This window comes from Nitratireductor sp. XY-223 (genome assembly GCF_004959855.1).
In the GTDB taxonomy this organism is placed as follows: domain Bacteria; phylum Pseudomonadota; class Alphaproteobacteria; order Rhizobiales; family Rhizobiaceae; genus Hoeflea_A.
The window spans coordinates 27,044-47,227 of sequence record NZ_SPNT01000018.1; the positions used below are offsets into that span (position 1 = coordinate 27,044).

A 20,184-nucleotide genomic window follows, 5' to 3' on the forward strand; every position below is an offset into this window, starting at 1 on the left:
CGAACCTGAAGCGGAAACAGTTCTTGGTTAGGGAGGCTACACCGTTATCGAACGGGTCTGGTGTGGTCTTGAGCGGGCTGCGCGGCTTTGCTTTTGTCGGCCATCTGTCCTTGCACGTAAGACGAGCTGGCTGACGGTATGGCCTCAGAATCATGTTATAGAACTCGAGGTCCCATTTCTTGAATGTGTTCGAGAAATGGTATCTGTCCCACATTTGATATCGGTATAGGCCAAAAAATTAGCCTGGATTGCCGTAGCACAACGATCTGTTCACATTTTATTCCAAATCATTATACTATGCGCGAGAATCGATTCTAACTCGCAGCACGCGACTACGGGAAAAAACATGAGCGGCAACCTTGAGCAATTCCTGACCGAGCTGTCACGCGGCTTGGACAAGACAATGGTCGCGGTCAACAAGGAAGTAACGCTTCGCCAGCGAATACACCGAAGCTGGTCGATGCGGCAATGCGCGCGGTTCCTGAATGTGGGCGTTCCCTACCTCAACAAGTTCGCCAAACAGAGCGAGGATTTCCCGACAGGCCAGTATGTCGGTCGGGAGCGGGTATTCACGATTGATGAACTGATGCACATGCGGGCCCTCCTTGCAGGCACCGCAAAACGCCCATATGACTACCTCGCGTGGCGAAAGCCAGACGAGCCGCTCCCGGTCATCTCATTCGCAAGCCAAAAAGGCGGAACAGCGAAGTCACTGACGGCTGCCCACTTCGCGCAATATCTGAGCCTTCACCATGGCATGCGTGTCGGCGTTATGGATGCCGATCCGCAAAGTACGCTGACCTTGTATTTTGTCGGTGGATCCGGTCTTCCATCCATGCCGACCGAAGAAACACCGACGATGGTCGATTTCGCTGGCCTTTTCGCATCTAACACCGAACCATACACGGACTACGATCCAGAGGACTTAGACAGCTTCTTCCTGAAGACTTCCTGGCCGGGTATTCGTCTTGTGCCAGCTCACGGGGAAACCTCCGAGGGCGAAATCCAGATTGCCCGGTTGGTCAGCGAACGTCCGAAAGGAAAGAACTTTTACCGGTTTCTTCGTGACTCGCTGGAGCGTTGGCGCGATGCCCATCCGCCACGTACGCCGCCCAATGAGCTCCTACAGGACGGTCGGGTTAATCGGGATAAGTTGTTTTCCGCGCTTACGGAGACGCTTGACTGCATCATCATCGACTATCAGCCAGCGTTGACCCTGTTTCAGCTCAATAATGTTGTTGCGTCGACATCGTTGGTGATTCCTCAGACGATGAAGGGCTTTGACATTGCTACATTGTCGACCTTCGTGAACGGACTGCTCGGCATGCTGCAACACATCCTGCGCAACGAGCGCATCGATATCGGATCAGGTCCGAACATGCTGCTTCCGACAATCGTACAGCGGACCAACAATCAGGATCTCAACCAGATTTCCAATCTGCTGGAACACTGTCCGGCAGAAGTGCTCCCGGTCTTTTACCTGCGCTCGGACTCGATTTCCAACGCCTCGGACGTTTACCAGTCCGTTTATGAGTTCCTGGCCGATACGCCGGGCAAACGAAAAGGCATCGACAGGTTCATTGAAAATGCCGATGCCGTAAACGACGCGGTCGTCGCACGGCTTTGGCCAGGCCGTGAACGCGGGTACGCGGATGCGTGGATCGAGAATTTCTACTATGACGATGAAGAGGACGCATTACGATGAGAGGTATTAAGCGTTCCCTGGTGCGAAAATCGGCGGCACCGGCAAAACCCGATGTTACCGAAGTGGACGACAGGCAAGAAGCGACTCCACCGGAGTTTCGACGTGCTACTGCCGGCGCCGGAAGCGCCTGGAAGGCCGGTGCAGTGGCCCAGGCTCAGGCCGGGCTCGACGAGGCGCGCCAGCAGCTCGCTTATGACATCCTGGCAGGGTACCATGTGCTGGAAATTGATCCGGCTGTGGTCACAGACAAGATTGGGTCCGACCGACGGAGTGACTGGATGGAACAGAGGGAGTTCCTCGAGTTCATCGACAGTATCCGGGATGACGGACAGGAAATGCCGGTACTTGTTTGGCCGGAGGACCCGGACTGGCAGCCCGATCCGATAGATCCGTTGAATCTTGAACGCATTCAATTTCTTCTCTTGGCGGGGCGCCGGCGAACGGAAGCAGCCCGGCGTCTCGGGCGTCCGGTCCGTGCTGTCCTTGCATCACAAAAACGCCGGACAGGCACCGATGACACCTTTGAGATGCTCGTTTTCCGGTTTCGCGAAAATGATGAGCGTGAGGATCTCAGCGCATTCGAACGTCTCCTGTCGATCGGGGAGATGTATGAAGAGCTGAGTCATGCCTCACCGGAAAAGGTGAAGGCGGTCGACTTTGCCAAACGGGTCGGCGTGCACGAGAGCATCGTATCCAGAGCCAGGGCAGTTCACGCGTCTAAGCACCAAATCTTGAACGCGTTCAAGAATGCCTACGAGCTCAGTTTTGGTGAGTTGCAGAAGGCGCTGGCCGAGCTTTCGACACAGTCCGGAGCAGAGCGCAAAAGTGCCAAACCAAAGCCCAAGAAACTGAAGGTCATACGCAAGGTCGGCTCGCGCAACCTGGCGGTGGAGACCGGCGGCGGAAAGCTATCGATCAAGACCACAGGCGTGAAACTGGGCCAAAGCGAACTGGAATCCCTTGGGGACCTGCTCGCGGAGTTTTTGGAGAAACACAGATCGAAGGATGAGGCGGAGAGATAGCTACCGCTGCAACGCCTTCAGACGTAACGAGGTCAGAAACAGGAACAAAATATGCGGTAATTTAACGGCAAAAGAAAAGCCCCCAAACCGGCGGTCTGAGAGCTAATCTAATTTCAAACGCAAGCCTTAGATAGCACTCCCCGCGAATCGTTGTCAACTTTAAACACCGATTCGGTGAGCAAAACTCTTTTGCCTTCTTTCCAGCGAAGGAGGTCAAAAACCTATCATGACACATCACGGTTGGCGCAAGCCAACGCCGGGTCTTGTCGTAGCTGAGCAGCACGCACAAGTCGGCGAACGGTTATCTGTACCCAAATCAAAGGCCATTGTTGCAGTCAAGAAGGTCGCGGCAGCGATCGGACTCAAAGCACCCGATATGCTTTTGATCGACACGCTGGCAGCCGTAACGCAACCCCAGGACTGGAAAGAAGGGCAGCGGCCGATTGTATGGCCATCCAATGCCTATCTGATGGAACAGTGCGGGTTTTCATTGCCGGCGCTGAAGCGACATCTCAGGCGCCTGGCAGAGGCAGGTGTGATGTCCTTCATCGACAGTCCGAACGGCAAACGCTGGGGCAAGCGGGACGATGAGGGAAACATCCTGGAGGCCTACGGCCTTGACCTTGCGCCTTTGGCCGCTCGCACGGCCGAGTTCGAGGCCCTACATGCCGAAATGGTCGAAGAGAGGGCGTTATGCCAGTCCTTGCGCAATAGCATCACGATCTCGCGCCGTGTCATCCGCGCCAAGATCGAAAAGGCGCTTGAGAATTGCCTGAGGGGGCCGTGGAGGGATCTGCAGGCCGAGTTCGAACTGGCGTTGGAACGGCTTCCCCGGCGCTCTGAGACGTCCCACATGCTCATGGACTTGGCTGATTGGTTCGGGGCTCTGAAGGAAAAGGTCGAACAAGCCTTCACGGCCGCGTTCGGTTGGCCCGAAGAATCCGATGTCAGGCCGGCCGATCGCACCTCTGATACACAAACCCAAAACGCTTCTTTTTCACAAAAAATGAACCCCACGGGGTTCGCAGCCGATCCTCATATACAAACTACAAACGAACTTTATTCCGTAACAAGTAATAGCTTTGAAAACAAAGCCGCGCGATCTGCTCCTCACGAGAAAGAAGTGCCACTATCGGTTGAAAACGATAGTGCAGATTTGGATGATATCCAGTGGTCGACCCATGAAAACAAACGAACGTCGGATGTTGAATTGACCACCGTGATGGCTGCCTGCCCGGAATTTGGAGATATGGCGCGTGCCATGGTCGGTGGTTACGTGAAAAACTGGGACGATCTACATCGCGCCGCCGGATTGTTACGGCCTTCCTGCGGAGTATCCGAGGACGCCTGGAACGTGGCTCAGCAAAAACTCGGCCCTTATGTTGCCGCGGCGGCCATTGCGCTGATCTACGACAAGCACGCAAAGGGTGAGGTGGTCTCGGCCGGCGGCTATCTGCGCGGGATTGTCGGCAAGGCGCTTGAGGGAGATCTCCATCTCGAACGGAGCTTCTATGGGCGACTGAGCCAGATACAAGGATCCCATTCATGAGGCTGGACCCGTCTGCCATCCAACGATTGCTGCCCGATACCCCATTGCATTGGTATGGGTTGGAAAGGGCGGGACAGTATCCGGCCGGCCCTGGCGCCTATCTCCTGACGATCTTATCCGACAAGACAGCCCCGTTTTGTGCGCCGAAAATCGGTTCGATCCACGTAATGGATGGTTTATACGTCTATGCCGGCAGTGCGCGCGGGCCCGGCGGGTTGCGAAGTCGGCTCAAGCGCCACTTTGCAAGGCAGAAGGCTATCCACTGGCATGTCGATCAGCTGACCGTGGCATCCCAAGAGATTGGAGCTTTTGGCGCCGTCTGGCATTTCGGAGTGTGAATTGGTCAATCTGCTCACCGCGACAGGTGCGTTTCATTCGGCGATCGATGGGTTTGGCAGTTCAGACTGCCGCCGGTGCACGTCCCATCTCCTGATGCCTTTGACAGACTGACATGGAGCCGGTCGCGTCGGCGCTAGCCAGCGCATCTCAACCACCTTCGGCCGCAAATAGAGGATGAATTAAGGATCGAGGAGGTCTTGGAAATCTTGAAAAAACCGGAACAAAGTAATACCTTTAAAATTCTAGTCCTTACCGAGGTGCTGTCATGAGTACAACCGTTACTGCCAAGGGGCAGGTCACCATCCCGAAGGCGGTCCGTGACCTGCTTGGCCTGAAGCCTGGCAGCCAAGTCAGCTTTCGCCAAACGGCCGACGGCAGGATCGAGCTGCTGCTGGCGAGTAAGACGCGCAAGACGAGGCGTTTTCAGAAGTTGCGAGGACACGCGGGGCAGGGCCTGAGCACTGATGCGATCATGGCGCTGACCCGAGGTGAAAAGTGACCATTGTCGACACCAATGTTCTTCTCGATTTGGTGACTGACGACCCACAATTCGCGGAGTGGTCAATCGCGCAGCTGGAGGCTGCTTCGCTGAACGGTTCTCTGATCATCAACGATGTTATCTATGCCGAATTGTCTGTTCGTTACGATGCGAAAGAGGACCTGGATATGTTCATAAACGAGGCCGGCCTGAAGCATGAGCCTGTTCCGAGCTCGGCCTTGTTTCTGGCGGGTAAAGTGTTTCGGAAATATCGGAAATCCGGCGGCGTTCGAACCGGCGTCCTGCCGGATTTCTTTATCGGAGCCCACGCCGCGGTGTTGGAACTGCCGCTTTTAACGCGAGATACCGGTCGATATCGGACCTACTTTCCCACAGTCGATCTTGTTGTGCCTGAAAACAGAAAGCCGACTTAGAGGGACAAACGATGGGCCGGGTATCTCGCGCACTTTATAAGAGGAAGTACAAGAAGAGGCGAGCGGCGCTCGACGACATGCTCGCGCGGTGTGATGAGGTCGCTTTTTTGCAACTGGCATGGGCAGTCAATGCACTGCAATCCGATAAAGGCGTCGATGTTCGGCCCTATTTGCATTTTCCCCCGGAGGCGGCGACGACCTCTGTCCGGGACCAATATACTGTGCACAAATGGGATATCGAAACGCTCATCACACTCTTGTTCAGCAGTCGGAAGGCAGCGCGCCGACGAGGTGAATCGACGCAATATCGGTATGACGAATTCGCCACCTTGTCCAAGGCCGTGAATCTCCTTCGCGATGCCGAAAACTGTGAAAGCGGCGTTATCGTCGACGACAGCAACATTCTGATGGAGATGCACCGCATCGGTCACCGGCAGTTCGGCTGGCAGAGAGGATTTGCCACAACGGAAAGACTGTACCGCTTCGCATTCGTGTACACGCACGGCAGCTGTGCGGATTACTTCGAAGAAACCAACAATCTGAGTATGCAGGATTTCCTCAAGGTTGGGTTCCTGCTCTATGCGCAACTCCACCACTTTCCCTGGTCAGGTCCGGGTGCAGTCAACGAACTCGGCATAGATACGCCGCTCATTGAAAAATGTCTGCCATTGTTCTCAAGATCACTCACCGAAATCCGAAAAGAGGCGCTTGCCTTGATCGAAGCCCAAAGAAAAAAGGGGCATGCTCGTATCGCATATTTGCCAAGCGTATTGCGCCAGTTTCCCATCGTTACGGATCCGACCGGCAATACGTACATCGCTCCGCTGCCGCAACTGATCATCTTTCGAATGACGGCGGGGTTATACTACGACATAAGGAACGGTCCTCCCAATCTGATAGCCGAGGCCAACGATAGGTTTGAGCAATATGCCCGGCAGGCACTCCAGAACTTCTTCCCTCGGTTTACGGTTTTGCCAAGCCAGAAATACGGTCCCAAAAAAACACGCGTCGACTCTCCTGATATTCTCATAAAGGATGGCTCATCCATCAATGCGGTGGTGGAGTGCAAGGCCTCCAAATTGACCTATGAAGCGCAGTTTTCAGAGAACCCGATAGAGGACGCGCACCAGGGATACGCCCAACTCGTAAAGGGCATCACCCAAATTTGGAGGTTCTTTTCGCATGCTCGGCGAGGTGTTTTCTCCGAGATCCCGGTGGCCGATGACGCAGTTGGCATCGTGCTTACCATGGATTCGTGGATGCAGGCCTCCAAGGAACTGCAACAAGACGCCCTCGGTCTGGCTCGTGATGCGCTAAAGGAAACTCCGGATGTGATTGAAGCCGATATGCGGCCGATCATATTTTGCTCGATGCAAGATTTGTCGGATATCATGTTTGTATCAGATGAGGATCGGTTCGTTGCGACCCTGAAGAACGCCTCGCTGGAAGAATATCAAGGCTGGCCGCTGATGCAGGTGCGGCGTGAAACATGCGGAGAGCAGTTATCCCGCGAGTTTCCGTTTGATATCGGTGAATTGCTACCTTGGTGGGAACAGCTTCACAACAACTCTGAAAGGCGTGCCTAGACAGCGTAGCAGGCGTTTGATTGCCATCACTCCAGGATTTTCTTGCTGGCCGCCGTTTTCCTCTGTCAAATCGCGGGTCAGCGCGGCCTGAGCATAATATAATAGGCTGATTGTTCCTCGGAGATGGAAACCTTTACCGCCACGCTGCGACCTGCGACTGAATTGAAGCCAACCCGACATGTAGAGACAGTTTTTCAACAAGCTGGCAGAGCACAGCGGGGAACGCGAAACCGTCCCTTGCGCGGCTTCAGCTGTGCCTCTTCAGATCGATCGAAAACCGATGCTGGTGCAGCTGGGCACTATAGCAATCGACACTTGGGTGCTCGGCGATCGTCTCTTTAACCTGCGCATCGGTCACGCGAGCACCAAAATAGATCTCAGTAATGCTGCCCGCCGGCAGATGGAAGCAGTGGAGCGGGCGCCCATTCGAATCGATAACACTCCAAGAGCCACTTTCATTTTCGCTGTCGCCAGATTTGAGACCCTCGATGCATTTGGCGACACGCACTTCCTCCTCATAGGCCCACTCCAGTGGTTTGATCAGAAACAACCGTTGCCATTTCTCATAGTGCTCTAGCACGAACTGGTGTGTTCCACCGACCTGAACGGCCGTCCCGAATTCTGAACCATAGGCTCCGCTTGGTCGATGGCGGGAATAGACTACACTTCCGAAATGGGCTGGGATCATATTGGTATCAGAATCCAAGAACCCTGCTTTCGCCGTATCAATTGCCAGAACCGCGCCACGATGACTATCAGCATAATGTGCCCACATCAGTGCGTTTTTCGCTGTCCGGGTCAGCGGAAGGAGCGCGGTTTTTTTCTCCCAAACAGAGCTTTTTACTTGCGCACGGATATCGGCGAACAACCCATCAATGGGGTTCTCAGTAAGGACGGGCGTCGCGACCGGTGTGTCGAACGGGTCGTTGAAGAAGCTCGCCCGCGAAAATCCAATCTTGTTGGTGGCAAGGACTTTCTGTGCGGTTTCCACCGTCATGTATTTGTAAAGGATCATCGCCTACTTCTCCGTATCACAATCCGGCCGCTTTGGTCAGATTGACGCGGAACCGGTCACGGCGACGCTGATAGCGCCTGGTCATCTGAGGGGAGGCGTGTCCAAGCTGCTTCTGCACGTGACGCTCATCAACCTCGGCATAGGAAGCCAGACCGGCACGAAGAGAGTGGCCTGAGAACAGTTTGAGGCGCTCTGCGTCAGGTACGTCGGACCGCAGGCCGGCTCCCAACATGGTTCTCTTGATCAACCGCGCGACGTGTTTGTCTGACAGCCGATCAGCCTGCACGCCTCCATTGTCTCTTGTTACCCGCCGGAAGATCGGGCCGTGATCGATCCTGGCAAAGTGCAGCCATTGCTTGAGCGCACGAACGGGGCAGGTCTGATCCGAACTTCCACGCGCGACTTCGGCCTCTTTCCAACCGGTCTTCGTTTTCTGGATGATCACTGCGCCGCCATCTTCGATCTCGACCCAGCCTTTGCCGTCTTCCGTGTCGTCTCGATTGACGTCCAGGCCCACAATCTCAGAGCGGCGTAGTCCGGCCGCATAGCCAAGAAGCAGGATCGCGCGATCGCGCATGTCCCGAAGGCCGAAAGAGAGAAGGGATACCATCTCCAAGAGTTCCTCCGGTGAAATCGGTTCCTTCTGTTCGGGCGGCTTCCCATGTTTGTTGCGGATGCCGGCAAGGACGGTGGCGATGTGCCGATCTTGGCGATCGAGACGCTGGCCGCGTTGCTGATAGTTCCAGGAGAGACCGGAAAGGCGGCGCTCGATCGTCGAAACGGCGAGGGGAGGGGACCCGTCCTGCGGCGCGGCCATCTCGGTGATGTAGAGGCCGATCAGTTGCGGATCCGGCGTGAACCGGTCGGCGCCGCGGCGCCGGCACCAGCTGGCGAAATGCGCCCAGTCCCGGGCGTAGGCTGTGTTGGTGTTGTCGGCAGTCGCCCGGGCGGCATAATCGCGGGCCGTTTCGACCAGGCGCTCCAATGTACCCGACCCGGCGATACCTTCCGGAACTGCGATATCCCGGCCGGGCAGGGGGGGCTCTTGCGGGACACTACGTGTCCTCTCGTTGCGCTGAGCGTCGATTGACGGGCTATGGGACGCTGCGGACGAAATCTCAGCCTCGGGAATATCTGGATTGGGCTTTGAAGGCCTGTTTTTGTCGGATTCCTGCATGTTTCAGGAGGGTATTCTTTTACGTCCGATAATGCAAGATTATTGGACATAAAAATAGTGTTTAAGGCGGGGCGGTTTGTACTCTATTTGGTGGACAAAAGCGCCGTCTTCGACGAGACTTCGTGGCATGCCCTATGAGTCGCCACACATCGTTTCGGACCAAACCAGCCTAGTGAGAATGCCCGCCTGGGTCACCTCCCGCGCCGGTGAAAGCGCTCAGAACGTTGCCTTTTTGTCCGGCGCGACCTTCGCTTTTCTGGACATGATCCTGCAGCAGAAAGATAAATGCGTGCCTAAGGCTCTTCTGGCGAATACGCTGGCGCTTCAAGCGTCTGTGGCAACGTCTCGGCTTGAGGGCCGGTTGGCCAGTGAGCAGGATATCCGCGATGCCTTTTATCTGACACCTGCCGGTGACGCGCTCGGGCCGGATGGTGACATGCTCGCGTTCTGGCGCAGCGTCGTTCACCGTCCCCTCCGTGGACGTGACTGGAGCGGCAGGATTGTCGAGCAAGCGGTCGAAAAACTGGATCAGGACGTCGCGCACCGGATTGCGAAGGTGGTGGAGGATGCAGGCCAGATCGGGCCGTTGGCAGCGGCGTGCGGTGCCATCAAAGCCGTCATTCAATCCAATGACCGCGCTGAGCGGTTGGCCTGTTTTCTCTCAGATACCGTGCTTGCGAAATCCTTCGGCTGGGATCATCCACTGCCGCTAACCGCGTTGCACTTGAAGAAAGCGATGCTTCGGGATCTGCGCGACGGCAAGACCGGTTCAGATATAGCCGTTCAGGATGTTATAACGAAGGGGGCGCAAACTGCGTATCGAGTGGCGCTCAGCCTCACGCGGCGTGCCGATGTCCTGAAAACAGTGGCCCCCAAACTGCGGACGCGCGGCTCAGCCGATGCGGTCGCCCTGTTCCTGCGTGAAGATGCGGTGGCACCATCCAGCATGCTCGCCCCGCACATACAGGGCACCAACATTCCGATGACTGGGCGGGCAGCGCGTCGGCTTTGCGACCGTTTGGTCGAACTGGGTGCTATCAAGGAACTCACTGGCCGGTCCACGTTTCGGCTCTTTGGGATCGCACCATGAGTTTTTCAGCTGCCAAACGATCACCGCCTGAAGAGAGCAAGGCGCTTTTCGATCGGGAGCTCGAGGATCTGCCGGCAGAGCTCCGTTGGCGCGAGTGGATGGGTCGCATCGAAGCCACCTTGTTCGCCAGCGCATCCCCAATTGGACGCGATGAACTGGCATGCTTGGTGGGACAGGGGGTCTCTGTGGAGATGCTGATCAACGACATCCAGGCTGAGCTGACGGTACGCCCCTATGAGCTGATCCAGGTTACTGGAGGCTGGATGTTCCGGACCAAGGCGCATTTCGCCGAGGTGATCAAAGCCGCTGCTGATCTCGGTGACCAATCATCCGAGTTCAACGAGATGGAAATGGCGGTGCTCTGTGCAGTCGCCTATCACCAACCCATCGACCGATCAGGCCTCGCCGACATCTTTGGCAAGGAAGTTAGTCGCGATCTGTTGTCTAGGCTCAAGTATCGCAATCTTATCACCAATGGCCCCCGTGCGCCGCGGCCAGGTGCGCCACATACGTTCGTGACGACAAACGATTTCTTAGTAATGTTTGATTTGCAGAGCCTACGGGATTTGCCGGAGCTCGGGATACACACTGAATGAACTACGACTTTGCAAAACTTTCGTTCACCGACTTTGAAGCGCTTTCGAGAGATCTGCTTGGCCGCGAACTTGGGTTAAGATTTGAGGCCTTCCCTGAAGGTGCTGATGACGGCATGGATGGTCGACATGCGACTGCCGAAGGTGACGTCATCCTGCAAGCGAAACATTATCTACGCTCCGGCGCCTCCAAGCTGAAATCAAAGATGAAAGCTGAGCGGGCAGCTATCAATACGTTGGCGCCGCAACGTTACTTGCTGACTACCTCTGCCCCATTGACGCCAATGGCCAAGACGGAACTGGCACGAATCATCGGACCCTCTCTCAATTCACCCGGAGATATTTTTGGCCCCGACGACCTAAACGCGCTACTGCGAAAGTATTCTGATATCGAGCGGGCGCATCCGAAACTCTGGCAACAAAGCACTGGTGTCATGAGGGCCGTGATGGAAGATGCAGTCAGAGACGCCCTCAAGCCTTCAAGTGGCACACCGGAGGCTATTGTCACGCTTCTGCCCAAGCCTCATCCCACAGAACCGACGTTTACAGACTCAGAGCGAAACGTGGTTTTCATCATCAAGTCGTCCCCGGTCGATGAGGACTTTGTACTTTGGCTCGGCCCGAAACTGGAAGCACAGGGATACCAGGTATTCGCTGATATTCTAACCCTACAACCGGGTGACCGTTGGCGCAGGCAGGTGAACACGGCGCTGGAAACCCGTGCCGCAAAAGTCCTGCTCATCAATCGGGCTGAAACGCTGAAAGACCCTGCCGTGCAAGACGATATCGACATCGCAATTGATCTTGGCGAGCGGCTCCAGGACCCTCGTTTCATTATACCTCTGAGGTTAGAGGACAGTCAGAAAGTCAAAGGCATTGGCGATGCTCTGCCTGTCGATTTCGTGCGCGGCTGGGGCGAAGGTCTTCAGCTCCTGGTGAAAGCGCTGCAGCGACAAAAAGTGCCCAAGCGGGATGCTGAAACTGGCATCAACCCGAACTGGGAAGTCTTCCGTCGCCGCAGTGCCATACCGCTAATCGCAGAGCCAGAACGGCTGACATCAAATTGGCTTCGCGTTGAGGAGGCGCCAGACCACATCAACTTCTATCTGCCGTCCGGAGCAACCGATGACCAAACAGTGAAACTGGCTCTGGAGACTTCAAAGTTTCCGGTTGCCGAGCAGGGAAGGGGATTTCTTACATTCGCAGCGGAAGCCGAGGTACAGGATGCCCTGTCGGAATTCGGACGGTTTAAACTGGACCGCCAACTTCCTTTGGACGAATTCGTCTCGGCTGGATCAGAAGATCTCGGACTTTGGAACCAGCCGGCAGCAAACAAGGTCAATGCCATGTTGAAGGAAGCATGGTTCAACTTTTGCCGCGAGAAAGGGCTTATCCAGTATCTCTACTCCAATGCTACCGGCTTTCATGCCTCTGCGGAATTGGCGTTAATCGGCCAACGCTTTCCTTGGGGCCGGCAGGGTAACAGACACTCATCCATGCTGCGCAATGTTGCAAAGGGACATGTGTGGCAGTTTGGGGTGACAGCCCTTCCAGCGTTCTGGCCATTCTGGCACTTCAAACTGAAGTCACGAGTGTTGTTTGCAGTGGACAATCAAACACAAGAAGGCGAGACGATCGAGGATCCAAAAAAAATGCACCGCCTGCGCAGATCGGTGTGTAAGGGCTGGCGAAACAAGCAGTGGTACGGGCGAATGCTCGCCTTTCTGGATCTGCTCTCGGGGGACTCTGCGTTCATTCGGCTCAATATGTCGCCGAGTCAACATATCCTCCTGGACGCATCCCCAATGCTCTTTAAATCACCCGTGAGCACAATCCTTCCAGATGAACTTGGTGGCGATGAGGAAGAAACCGATGAATCAACACTCGGCCGACCTGAGGTCGAGGAGGAACCAAACGAATGAGATTTACGGAGACCTCCCTCACGGTTGAGCACCTTCAAGAACCGCTGCTCGAATTTGCCTACGGTCAACCTAGCGCGCACCCCAAGGATGGGCTCTATCTCTATGGACCTTGGTCAAAGAGTAAAAAGACGCGTGAAGTCAGGATTGGGATTGTCGGCACACCGGACGGTCTGGCTCATTTCCGCGACTGGGCCCGCAAGTTAAAGAAGACAGTTAAGGTCCCGCCGCCTGGAAAAGGAGAAAAGAAGGATCGTTTGCACCTCGCTGATTTTCCAGGTCTCGAGGAAGCTTTTGGGATCACGTTTGAGCCCGATGAGTGCAGTGCGCTCGCGATTCCCCTTGCCGATATCGACCGCGCAACGCGCATCGTCAATCTGCATGAGTCGGTCGACCGGGTAGCGACGCTGTTCATTGATCGCGTCCGAAAGTATCTGCGGAACGACGAACGCGTCGTCGATGTATGGCTCATGGTGCTGCCGGAGATTGTCTTTGAGAGGTGCCGTCCGAAATCACAGCGTACAGGCTTACCGATGGTCGTCGGTGATTTTGCGAAAAAACAGCAGACCAAGGCAGATTTACCACTCCTATCTGAAGCAGACGTAATTGATCAGAGTGACGAAGACATCTTCTTTGATGTCCCTGATTTCAGGCGTCGCATTAAAGCTGAATTTCTCAATATTGCTCCAACTCAACTGGTCCGAGAGACCACGCTTGCGCCGGAAGCTTTTCTGAACAAAGCGAACTTTCCAAAGAGAAAAACGCAGGACCAGGCGACAGTCGCCTGGAACTTGGCCGCTGGCCTCTACTACAAGACGCAGGATAGGCCACCCTGGCGCCTGGCCACTGTTCGGCCTGGCGTATGCTATATAGGTATGGTCTATAAGAGCTTGCCCCAGGATCCGGAAGGGCACAGCTGTTGTGCTGCGCAGATGTTCCTAAATGAAGGCGATGGGGTCGTGTTCCGAGGTGCCAACGGGCCCTGGAAAACAGGTGACTATGAGTACCATCTAAAGCGGGATGCGGCGAAAAACCTCCTGAGTCTTGTCCTTGAAACATACCAAGACATGCATGATGAGTGGCCAAAGGAACTGTTCATTCACGGCCAGACATATTTTGAAGACGAGGAGTGGGATGCCTTTTGTGAGGTCGCGCCAAAAGACACAAATGTCATAGGTGTAAGAATTCGTAGAACCGGAGGAGAAACCAAGCTCTTTCGGGACGGTGACTATCCGGTCCTGCGGGGTACCGCACTGTTTCTTGATCAGCAAACGGCCTATCTTTGGACCACGGGCTATGTGCCGCAACTCGACACATACATCGGACCGGAAACGCCGAACCCCCTGCATATAACGGTTTTGCGGAGCAAGAGCAGGAAGAAGCCGGAGATAATGTCAGTCCTTGAGGACATCATGGGGCTGACAAAAATCAACTACAACTCGTGCAACTTCAACGATGGATTGCCGGTAACTGTCAGATTTGCGCAAATGGTCGGCGGTGTGCTGACCATGGGATCCGCGAAGGGGCAAGAAAAGCAACCCTTCAAATTTTACGTTTAGATGAGCGTGCCCCTCGCCTCCCTCCTGATTGTTATCAGATCCGTATTGGTATATACTATCGACACGGAGCCGATCGCCAGGGCTGCAAGCGACCCAAAAGGCGGCAGTGAATTCGATTTGAAAACCTGAACGGCAACCATTCAGCCGGCGCAGGGTGTTCATGAAGCGCTTGCGACCACCCCTCACAGACGCCGGTGAGAAATGAGTTGCTATGCCTATCCAGAAAGAATGCGCAGATCGTTTGCGCGAGACCTATCGCAACCTGACCGGAGCCAAACTGAAATCCGGTCATGCCCATGAACTCGTTGCTGCCTATTTCGGCTACGGGACTGTGGCGGCCCTTCAAGCCGAGGCCGTGTATCCAATTGAAGACATAGGGGCTGCAGCGGTTCTTATTCCCGACCTCACCCTGATGGATCGACGGCGAAATGAGCTCAACCAGCTCCCTGCTGACGATCTCCAATCGGTCGACGACCTCGCAAAGGACATCTCCTCGTTCCTGGTTGATGAAGGCTACTTCACCGGTAAGGTCTGGCACAACAGAGACCTCGCAGAGGAAATCAACATACGTGTCGTGGAAGACCCGATGATCATCGAAGATGCTTTGTCGGGTGAGATTGCCTCGACGAACGCTTTCTTCGATGAACTTTATATCGATGAAGTCGAAGTCGATTTGGCTGACGACGCGCTCGTTGCGACGCTCTCGGGCGAATTGAACGGCCAGCAGGATTGGGATCGTGCATTTCACGGGAACAAGATCAACTTCACCAGCGAAATGATAATGCATCGCGTCGCAGGCCGTGTCGCATATTTACGGCCCGATTTCGAAACCAGTGGCAGCGTAGACCAATCGCACTATGATGAGGAGCCGGCCTAAGTTAAGCCGGACCGACCTGGCGACCGAATAAGGTCGCCGGTTGACCTCTTTGTTGAAGGAGGTTGGTTGCTCAAAGCTCTCAGAGACGGCGCGACGGAGACACGGGTTAACGACGGCTGTTGCTCTGCAGGTTTGCAAGCCGGTTGAGGAACTCGACTTACTCCGGTTCTTCTCTTGTCGAGCGTTCGCTACAGTGGCAGCCGTTTCCGGTTCGAACGGTTCGCCTGGATAGCACGAAGTTTGACTGTATGGCTTCATTTGGAGAGGTATTTTGAAAAATGTTGAAAATAATGGTAGTAAGCCACTTATTGGACTGTTCGGTGAAATTTCTCCGAACAGTGATTTTGAGAGTTTCGTGAATAAATGGCTCAAAGCCAACAAAGAGAAGAAAAATTAAAACCGCTGCTAAACGACCTGCCACCGGGCTACCTGGTCGATGCAGCATGGCTTGTGGCGCGCAATATAGATCGGAAATCTATCTTCAACTACGTTGAAAACGGCTGGTTGGAGAAGGTCGCTCGTGGGGTCTACCGACGCCCGGATCCGGAGATATTCGCTGTTGAAGACCAGAATGAATGGCGTCGCACAGTTCTATCGATTCAACACCTTTTACAGTGGCATTGTCATGTCGGTGGTCAGACTGCGATGGCTTTAGCCGGCTTTGAACACTATGTACGCTTCGACGATGCGGCTCCCATCTATCTTTACGGAAAGACACCCTCATGGATGAAGCGCTTGCCGAACGCGGATAGGTTCCGGCTTCGGACAAACGCTCTCTTCGGCACGAGGGTTGGCATAAGTGGCGCGACGGAAAGCGCAGAAGACAGCCCGGCTCAGACTTCAGCGCCGCGGCGCCTTATCCAATCAACGCCCGAAAGAGCCATCTTGGAATGGCTCAACGAACTACCGAACAAGACCACGTTCCACGCCGTTGACGTCGTCTTTGAGGGTTTGGCGACCTTGCGCCCAAAACTCCTCATGAGTCTCTTGCAGGACTGCAGCAGCATCAAAGTGAAGCGGTTGTTTTTCGTGTTTGCAGATCGTCACAACCACGCCTGGCGCAAGCACATCGCAAAGGATCAGATCGAAATGGGCGTCGGTCCTAGGGCCCTAGTCAAAGGAGGAAAGATACACCCAGCACATTTAATCTATGTGCCAAGCGAGTACCTGCCGCTCAGCGAAGGAGATGCTGATGACGGCCCGTGAACCGTTTGCCAGGCAAGTCGCCTTGCTCGTTCGTCTGCTCCCGAGCATCTACAGGTACAAAGAGGTCTTTGCCCTCAAGGGCGGCACAGCCATCAACCTCTTTCACCGCAATTTGCCACGCCTATCGGTTGATATCGACCTGACCTATTTGCCGGTAAAAGATCGCAATGCTTCTCTCGCTGAAATCGACGAAACGCTGTCAGCCATCATGGACGATGCAAAGTCCCTCAGGGGCGTGACGGCAAGACGCATCGCAGGAGGAGGTGGCGGCGCGACCCGCATTCTTGCAGATGATGGCAAGGCTATGATCAAAGTCGAAACCTCGCCGGTGACGCGCGGCATTGTCGGAAACACACAAACCTTGCCGGCCTGTGACTTGGTTATGGACGAGTTTGGATTCGCGGAAGCAGAGGTTGTCTCGTTCGAGGACCTTTATGGCGGCAAGATCCATGCAGCACTCGACCGTCAACACCCGCGCGACCTTTTTGACATTGCCCAACTCTATGAAAACGAAGGCCTAACCGACGAGTTGTTGCGCACATTCATGGTCTATCTAGCCAGCTCATCACGCCCGGTGCACGAATTGCTCGATCCTAACGGCATCAATATCGAGCAAGCATTCAAGAACGAGTTTGTCGGTATGACGCAAGAACCGGTCGACCTTGCAGACCTAATTGCAGCTCGCCAAATGCTCATTGAAGACATACAAGGTCGACTACATGGGCCAGTTGCTGAGTTTTTGCGCAGTCTTCAGGCCGGCGACCCGGATTTCGACGTTCTCGGTTATCCGGAAGCAGCAAAGCTGCCAGCGATCCGTTGGAAACTTCAAAATTTGCGCAGGCTGATCGACACGGATCCTAATAAACATGTCGATCAAACAGAACAGTTACACCGCCTATTGTCGTAAGTTCGCTGCCGACACCAGCGCTGCCTGTAACACCTTTTTGATGCTTTCGGGTGACGAATTGAACCGGTTCAAAAATCAGATGATCAGGTTCCAATGCGTGGCGATAGCAAATCCTCGAACGGATACTAATCCGTGCTTATTATATGGCTCCAAGCTCCGTAAATGGCCTTCGCTTGCGATTTTGACTGATACTGCGAAGATCCCCCTAGGTTCGCGCAGCATAGTCAGAACAAGAATTTGAGGATGTTGGCAAATGAGCATCGCCGCTGTTATTGCAATTACATTAACAGTCGTATTTTTCATCCTCATTGCAATTGGCGGTCGCGCTCGCCGAAAGGCCGAGAACGCTGCCGATCGCTCGCGGGGTACTGGAGCGGACTCGATAAGTGAGGTTGAGGGTCCGCGTGACCTCATGGTCGGCGGCTCTGCCAAACTGTACGAAGGACACGTCCCGGAAATGTGTTTTGTATGCGCACCATTTGGCGGCTCTGTGCCGAGTGATCTAGGAGAATGGCCGAAAAACACGCGAGACTTGGCTGCTGCCTCATTGCTGGGTATCACAGACGGATTGGAATTCGATCAGTTGCAGGCGAAGTTTTCCAGCACAAAGACAATTCTTGTCCCTGACATTTCGGCTGCTGGAGCAGGCTTTGACAACACCGTTCAAGGATCGATGGCTCACCTTGCGTCTTTGGTGATGCAACACAAACTTGGACTGACACCGTCTGAGTGGGAATGCCTCCCAATGGCCTGCAAGAAAGATGCTTTTGGCCGCTGCAGCCCTGTTGGTGTCCTCTTTGTATATGAAAGAGACTGCAATAGTCCTTTTGATAATGGGCAGTCTGGCGCATCGGCAGAACCGATCGGGCTGTCGTGAACCGAACCCGCAATCGCGGTTTCGGCCCTGGCGGGCATCCATCCCTTGCGCACCAATGCGGTGGTTAATCCGGCGACGCACTCGGTCCCGGTCCGTATCCGGACCTCTTGCGGGTGCGTTTGTTAACGCCGGATTGACCTAACACTCGGTCCCGCCACGTCGCCGGCGACAGACCCGGCCTGGCGGCCGCCGGCTTGGGCTCCCGCGGGTGTCCATTTCTCAGAACAGGACCATTTGACCAGAGCCTGCACTCAAAAACGATTGGAAGTGGATGACCGCTTTCAAGCTGTGCGCAACAAAACAAGCTCTTTCTGCGGCGTGTGAATGACAGCTGTAAGAAAAGGTCAATCTGCTTAAGAGCTCAACTGGCGTGATTAAACGGTGTCGTTTGCTTTTGCAAAGCGAAGCACGTATCGGCCGCGTGCCGACAACGTGTATCTGGTTTGTCACGGTGTCTTTAATTCCCGGACGGTCTGCCTGCAAACCACCTACGTTGCAGTCTGCATCAAATGCATGATCCTTATACATTCTTGTTCAGTTGGGGACTTAGGACGTCCGACAATTAAGAGCACAGAATCTCGGAAACGTGCAACGAATGCCTCTCCGTCCAGGAAATAAAGGCACAGCGACACCGTGTCTGGTTCGGGCTAAATCCGTTATGTCCCTTCCGACAAGGGCAAGCAGGCTTCACGGCTCGCAACTGCGATTGGGATCAACAGGTTTGCTGGCATCGCAGCTTTTTGTAACGCCCGTTCGGCACCGGCTGGATCCACCCTCGCTACCCACCTCTTTGACGCAGAAAGATCGTGTCAATTACTTCCATTTGAAGTACACAGCAACTGCTACGCAACACCCTCAGAATCCTGAAGCCGAGTTGCGACAAATGATCCAATTTTTCCTTCCTTCGTTGAATCGTCGGGACGAACTGATCGCGACACAGTTCCGGTAAAGGTGCGGACCTGTCCTTTGCCGTTGGGCCAAACTGGAGCGAGATGGCCCCGGTAGTCATACACATGACCTTCGGTTGCCGGCGTGGTGCCAGTGGCTTGCATCACAATGATAGAGCGGTCTTCATACCAGTCGGGTTCAGTATCATATCGGACATGACGGTGATCAATGTGTCCTGCGATTTTATAGTTGTAGTCAGGATGACCAGGATCCAGCTCCCCGGTGATACTCCCGTCAGGCTGCTCTACAATAGTGAGATTTGCCGCGAACCAGAGCGCTTCTTTGTCATCGCCATCAGGCACATTGTGATAGCTGCGATACCGCCAAGTTCCTGTCAATGGCAATCGGGCTTCAGGTGTTGGTGAAAACTTGGTTGCATCGACAATCTCTTCCATTTTGTCGTCATAGGACGTCCCTTCCTTAATCAAGGGGCGGCCGAGGTGTTTGATACGGGAATAGATATCGTCGATCCACTGATGCCAATGGAAAAATCTGAGACTGTAGTTGTTTAGGTACTGATCTCTGAAATCACAGTGTTCCACATGTCCGAAGCCGTGGATACTCCGAAAACCCTCGAAAAAATACCCAAGCTCGGCTACCGTTGCGAACTTCGTCAACTCTGGGTCAAATAAGTCCTTCCCCCAGATATAGTATTTCAAACCCTTGCCATCAGAATGTCCCCGTCCCCATGGATTGCCGGGAGAAGATGGTGAGAACGCGGTTCGTAAAATGTAGCCAGAGTTGTGTACTCCAGGCACGAATGGCTGATCGCCATCACGCCATTCACTTTCCACTCTTTGGTTTGAAGCCTCCGACTTCCAGTCGGAACCCGCTTCAGCAAAAACGAATCGTGTTATGACTCTGGCCTTCCAAAAATGAGCCGCCCGTTAAGGGCAAAGGCTC

At 54.5% G+C, this 20,184-nt stretch carries 18 protein-coding genes; 15 read left to right on the forward strand and 3 right to left on the reverse strand.

Annotated elements, in window-relative coordinates; all coding sequences use genetic code 11:
- The first annotated feature begins 346 nt into the window (after positions 1–346).
- From E4M07_RS26770 to E4M07_RS26800, 7 genes are all read left to right on the forward strand, one after another.
- Positions 347–1,705, forward strand: coding sequence for an AAA family ATPase (locus E4M07_RS26770; RefSeq protein WP_206057409.1), 1,359 nt, complete (start codon positions 347–349; stop codon positions 1,703–1,705).
- On the forward strand, positions 1,702–2,727 hold the full coding sequence (locus E4M07_RS26775) for a hypothetical protein (RefSeq protein ID WP_136661482.1): 1,026 nt from the start codon (positions 1,702–1,704) through the stop codon (positions 2,725–2,727). Before E4M07_RS26770 ends, E4M07_RS26775 begins: the two co-directional genes overlap by 4 nt.
- Positions 2,728–2,953: 226 nt before the next feature.
- A complete protein-coding gene (repC, locus tag E4M07_RS26780; RefSeq protein WP_136661483.1) occupies positions 2,954–4,276 on the forward strand; it encodes a plasmid replication protein RepC in 1,323 nt (440 codons plus the stop codon).
- Positions 4,273–4,614 carry a DUF123 domain-containing protein gene (locus E4M07_RS29735; RefSeq protein ID WP_246660633.1) on the forward strand — a complete coding sequence of 114 codons (342 nt, stop codon included), beginning with the start codon at positions 4,273–4,275 and terminating at the stop codon, positions 4,612–4,614. Before repC ends, E4M07_RS29735 begins: the two co-directional genes overlap by 4 nt.
- A 266-nt stretch (positions 4,615–4,880) precedes the next feature.
- Positions 4,881–5,114 (forward strand): AbrB/MazE/SpoVT family DNA-binding domain-containing protein, encoded by a 234-nt coding sequence (locus E4M07_RS26790; protein ID WP_136661484.1) that lies wholly within the window; start codon positions 4,881–4,883, stop codon positions 5,112–5,114.
- Positions 5,111–5,527 (forward strand): type II toxin-antitoxin system VapC family toxin, encoded by a 417-nt coding sequence (locus E4M07_RS26795; RefSeq protein WP_136661485.1) that lies wholly within the window; start codon positions 5,111–5,113, stop codon positions 5,525–5,527. Before E4M07_RS26790 ends, E4M07_RS26795 begins: the two co-directional genes overlap by 4 nt.
- A gap of 11 nt (positions 5,528–5,538) precedes the next feature.
- Positions 5,539–7,113 (forward strand): hypothetical protein, encoded by a 1,575-nt coding sequence (locus E4M07_RS26800; RefSeq protein ID WP_136661486.1) that lies wholly within the window; start codon positions 5,539–5,541, stop codon positions 7,111–7,113.
- A gap of 247 nt (positions 7,114–7,360) precedes the next feature.
- Here E4M07_RS26800 and E4M07_RS26805 read toward each other — a convergent pair whose 3' ends face one another.
- The gene (locus E4M07_RS26805) at positions 7,361–8,128 is read right to left on the reverse strand and encodes a DUF2971 domain-containing protein (RefSeq protein ID WP_136661487.1); all 768 of its coding nucleotides are present in this window, start codon (positions 8,126–8,128) and stop codon (positions 7,361–7,363) included.
- 16 nt (positions 8,129–8,144) lie between these two features.
- Positions 8,145–9,113 (reverse strand): tyrosine-type recombinase/integrase, encoded by a 969-nt coding sequence (locus E4M07_RS26810; RefSeq protein ID WP_246660634.1) that lies wholly within the window; start codon positions 9,111–9,113, stop codon positions 8,145–8,147.
- A gap of 319 nt (positions 9,114–9,432) precedes the next feature.
- Between E4M07_RS26810 and E4M07_RS26815 the strand changes: the two genes are divergently transcribed.
- The 8 genes from E4M07_RS26815 (at position 9,433) to E4M07_RS26850 (ending at position 18,333) form a co-directional block, all read left to right on the forward strand.
- Positions 9,433–10,395, forward strand: coding sequence for a DUF1403 family protein (locus tag E4M07_RS26815; RefSeq protein WP_136661489.1), 963 nt, complete (start codon positions 9,433–9,435; stop codon positions 10,393–10,395).
- Entirely contained in the window at positions 10,392–10,991 is a 600-nt protein-coding gene (locus tag E4M07_RS26820) for an SMC-Scp complex subunit ScpB (protein WP_136661490.1), read from the forward strand. Before E4M07_RS26815 ends, E4M07_RS26820 begins: the two co-directional genes overlap by 4 nt.
- Positions 10,988–12,910 carry a TIR domain-containing protein gene (locus tag E4M07_RS26825; protein ID WP_136661491.1) on the forward strand — a complete coding sequence of 641 codons (1,923 nt, stop codon included), beginning with the start codon at positions 10,988–10,990 and terminating at the stop codon, positions 12,908–12,910. Before E4M07_RS26820 ends, E4M07_RS26825 begins: the two co-directional genes overlap by 4 nt.
- Positions 12,907–14,466: a hypothetical protein gene (locus E4M07_RS26830; protein ID WP_136661492.1), complete on the forward strand. Its 1,560-nt coding sequence runs from the start codon at positions 12,907–12,909 to the stop codon at positions 14,464–14,466. Before E4M07_RS26825 ends, E4M07_RS26830 begins: the two co-directional genes overlap by 4 nt.
- A 211-nt stretch (positions 14,467–14,677) precedes the next feature.
- Entirely contained in the window at positions 14,678–15,343 is a 666-nt protein-coding gene (locus E4M07_RS26835; protein WP_136661493.1) for a hypothetical protein, read from the forward strand.
- A 363-nt stretch (positions 15,344–15,706) separates the two neighbouring features.
- A complete protein-coding gene (locus tag E4M07_RS26840) occupies positions 15,707–16,549 on the forward strand; it encodes a type IV toxin-antitoxin system AbiEi family antitoxin domain-containing protein (protein WP_136661494.1) in 843 nt (280 codons plus the stop codon).
- The gene (locus E4M07_RS26845; protein WP_136661495.1) at positions 16,536–17,456 is read left to right on the forward strand and encodes a nucleotidyl transferase AbiEii/AbiGii toxin family protein; all 921 of its coding nucleotides are present in this window, start codon (positions 16,536–16,538) and stop codon (positions 17,454–17,456) included. Before E4M07_RS26840 ends, E4M07_RS26845 begins: the two co-directional genes overlap by 14 nt.
- Positions 17,457–17,709: 253 nt before the next feature.
- Positions 17,710–18,333 carry a hypothetical protein gene (locus E4M07_RS26850; RefSeq protein ID WP_136661496.1) on the forward strand — a complete coding sequence of 208 codons (624 nt, stop codon included), beginning with the start codon at positions 17,710–17,712 and terminating at the stop codon, positions 18,331–18,333.
- A gap of 842 nt (positions 18,334–19,175) precedes the next feature.
- On the opposite strand, the gene E4M07_RS26855 is transcribed toward E4M07_RS26850, so the two are convergent.
- Positions 19,176–20,075 (reverse strand): hypothetical protein, encoded by a 900-nt coding sequence (locus E4M07_RS26855; protein WP_136661497.1) that lies wholly within the window; start codon positions 20,073–20,075, stop codon positions 19,176–19,178.
- Positions 20,076–20,184: the final 109 nt, after the last annotated feature.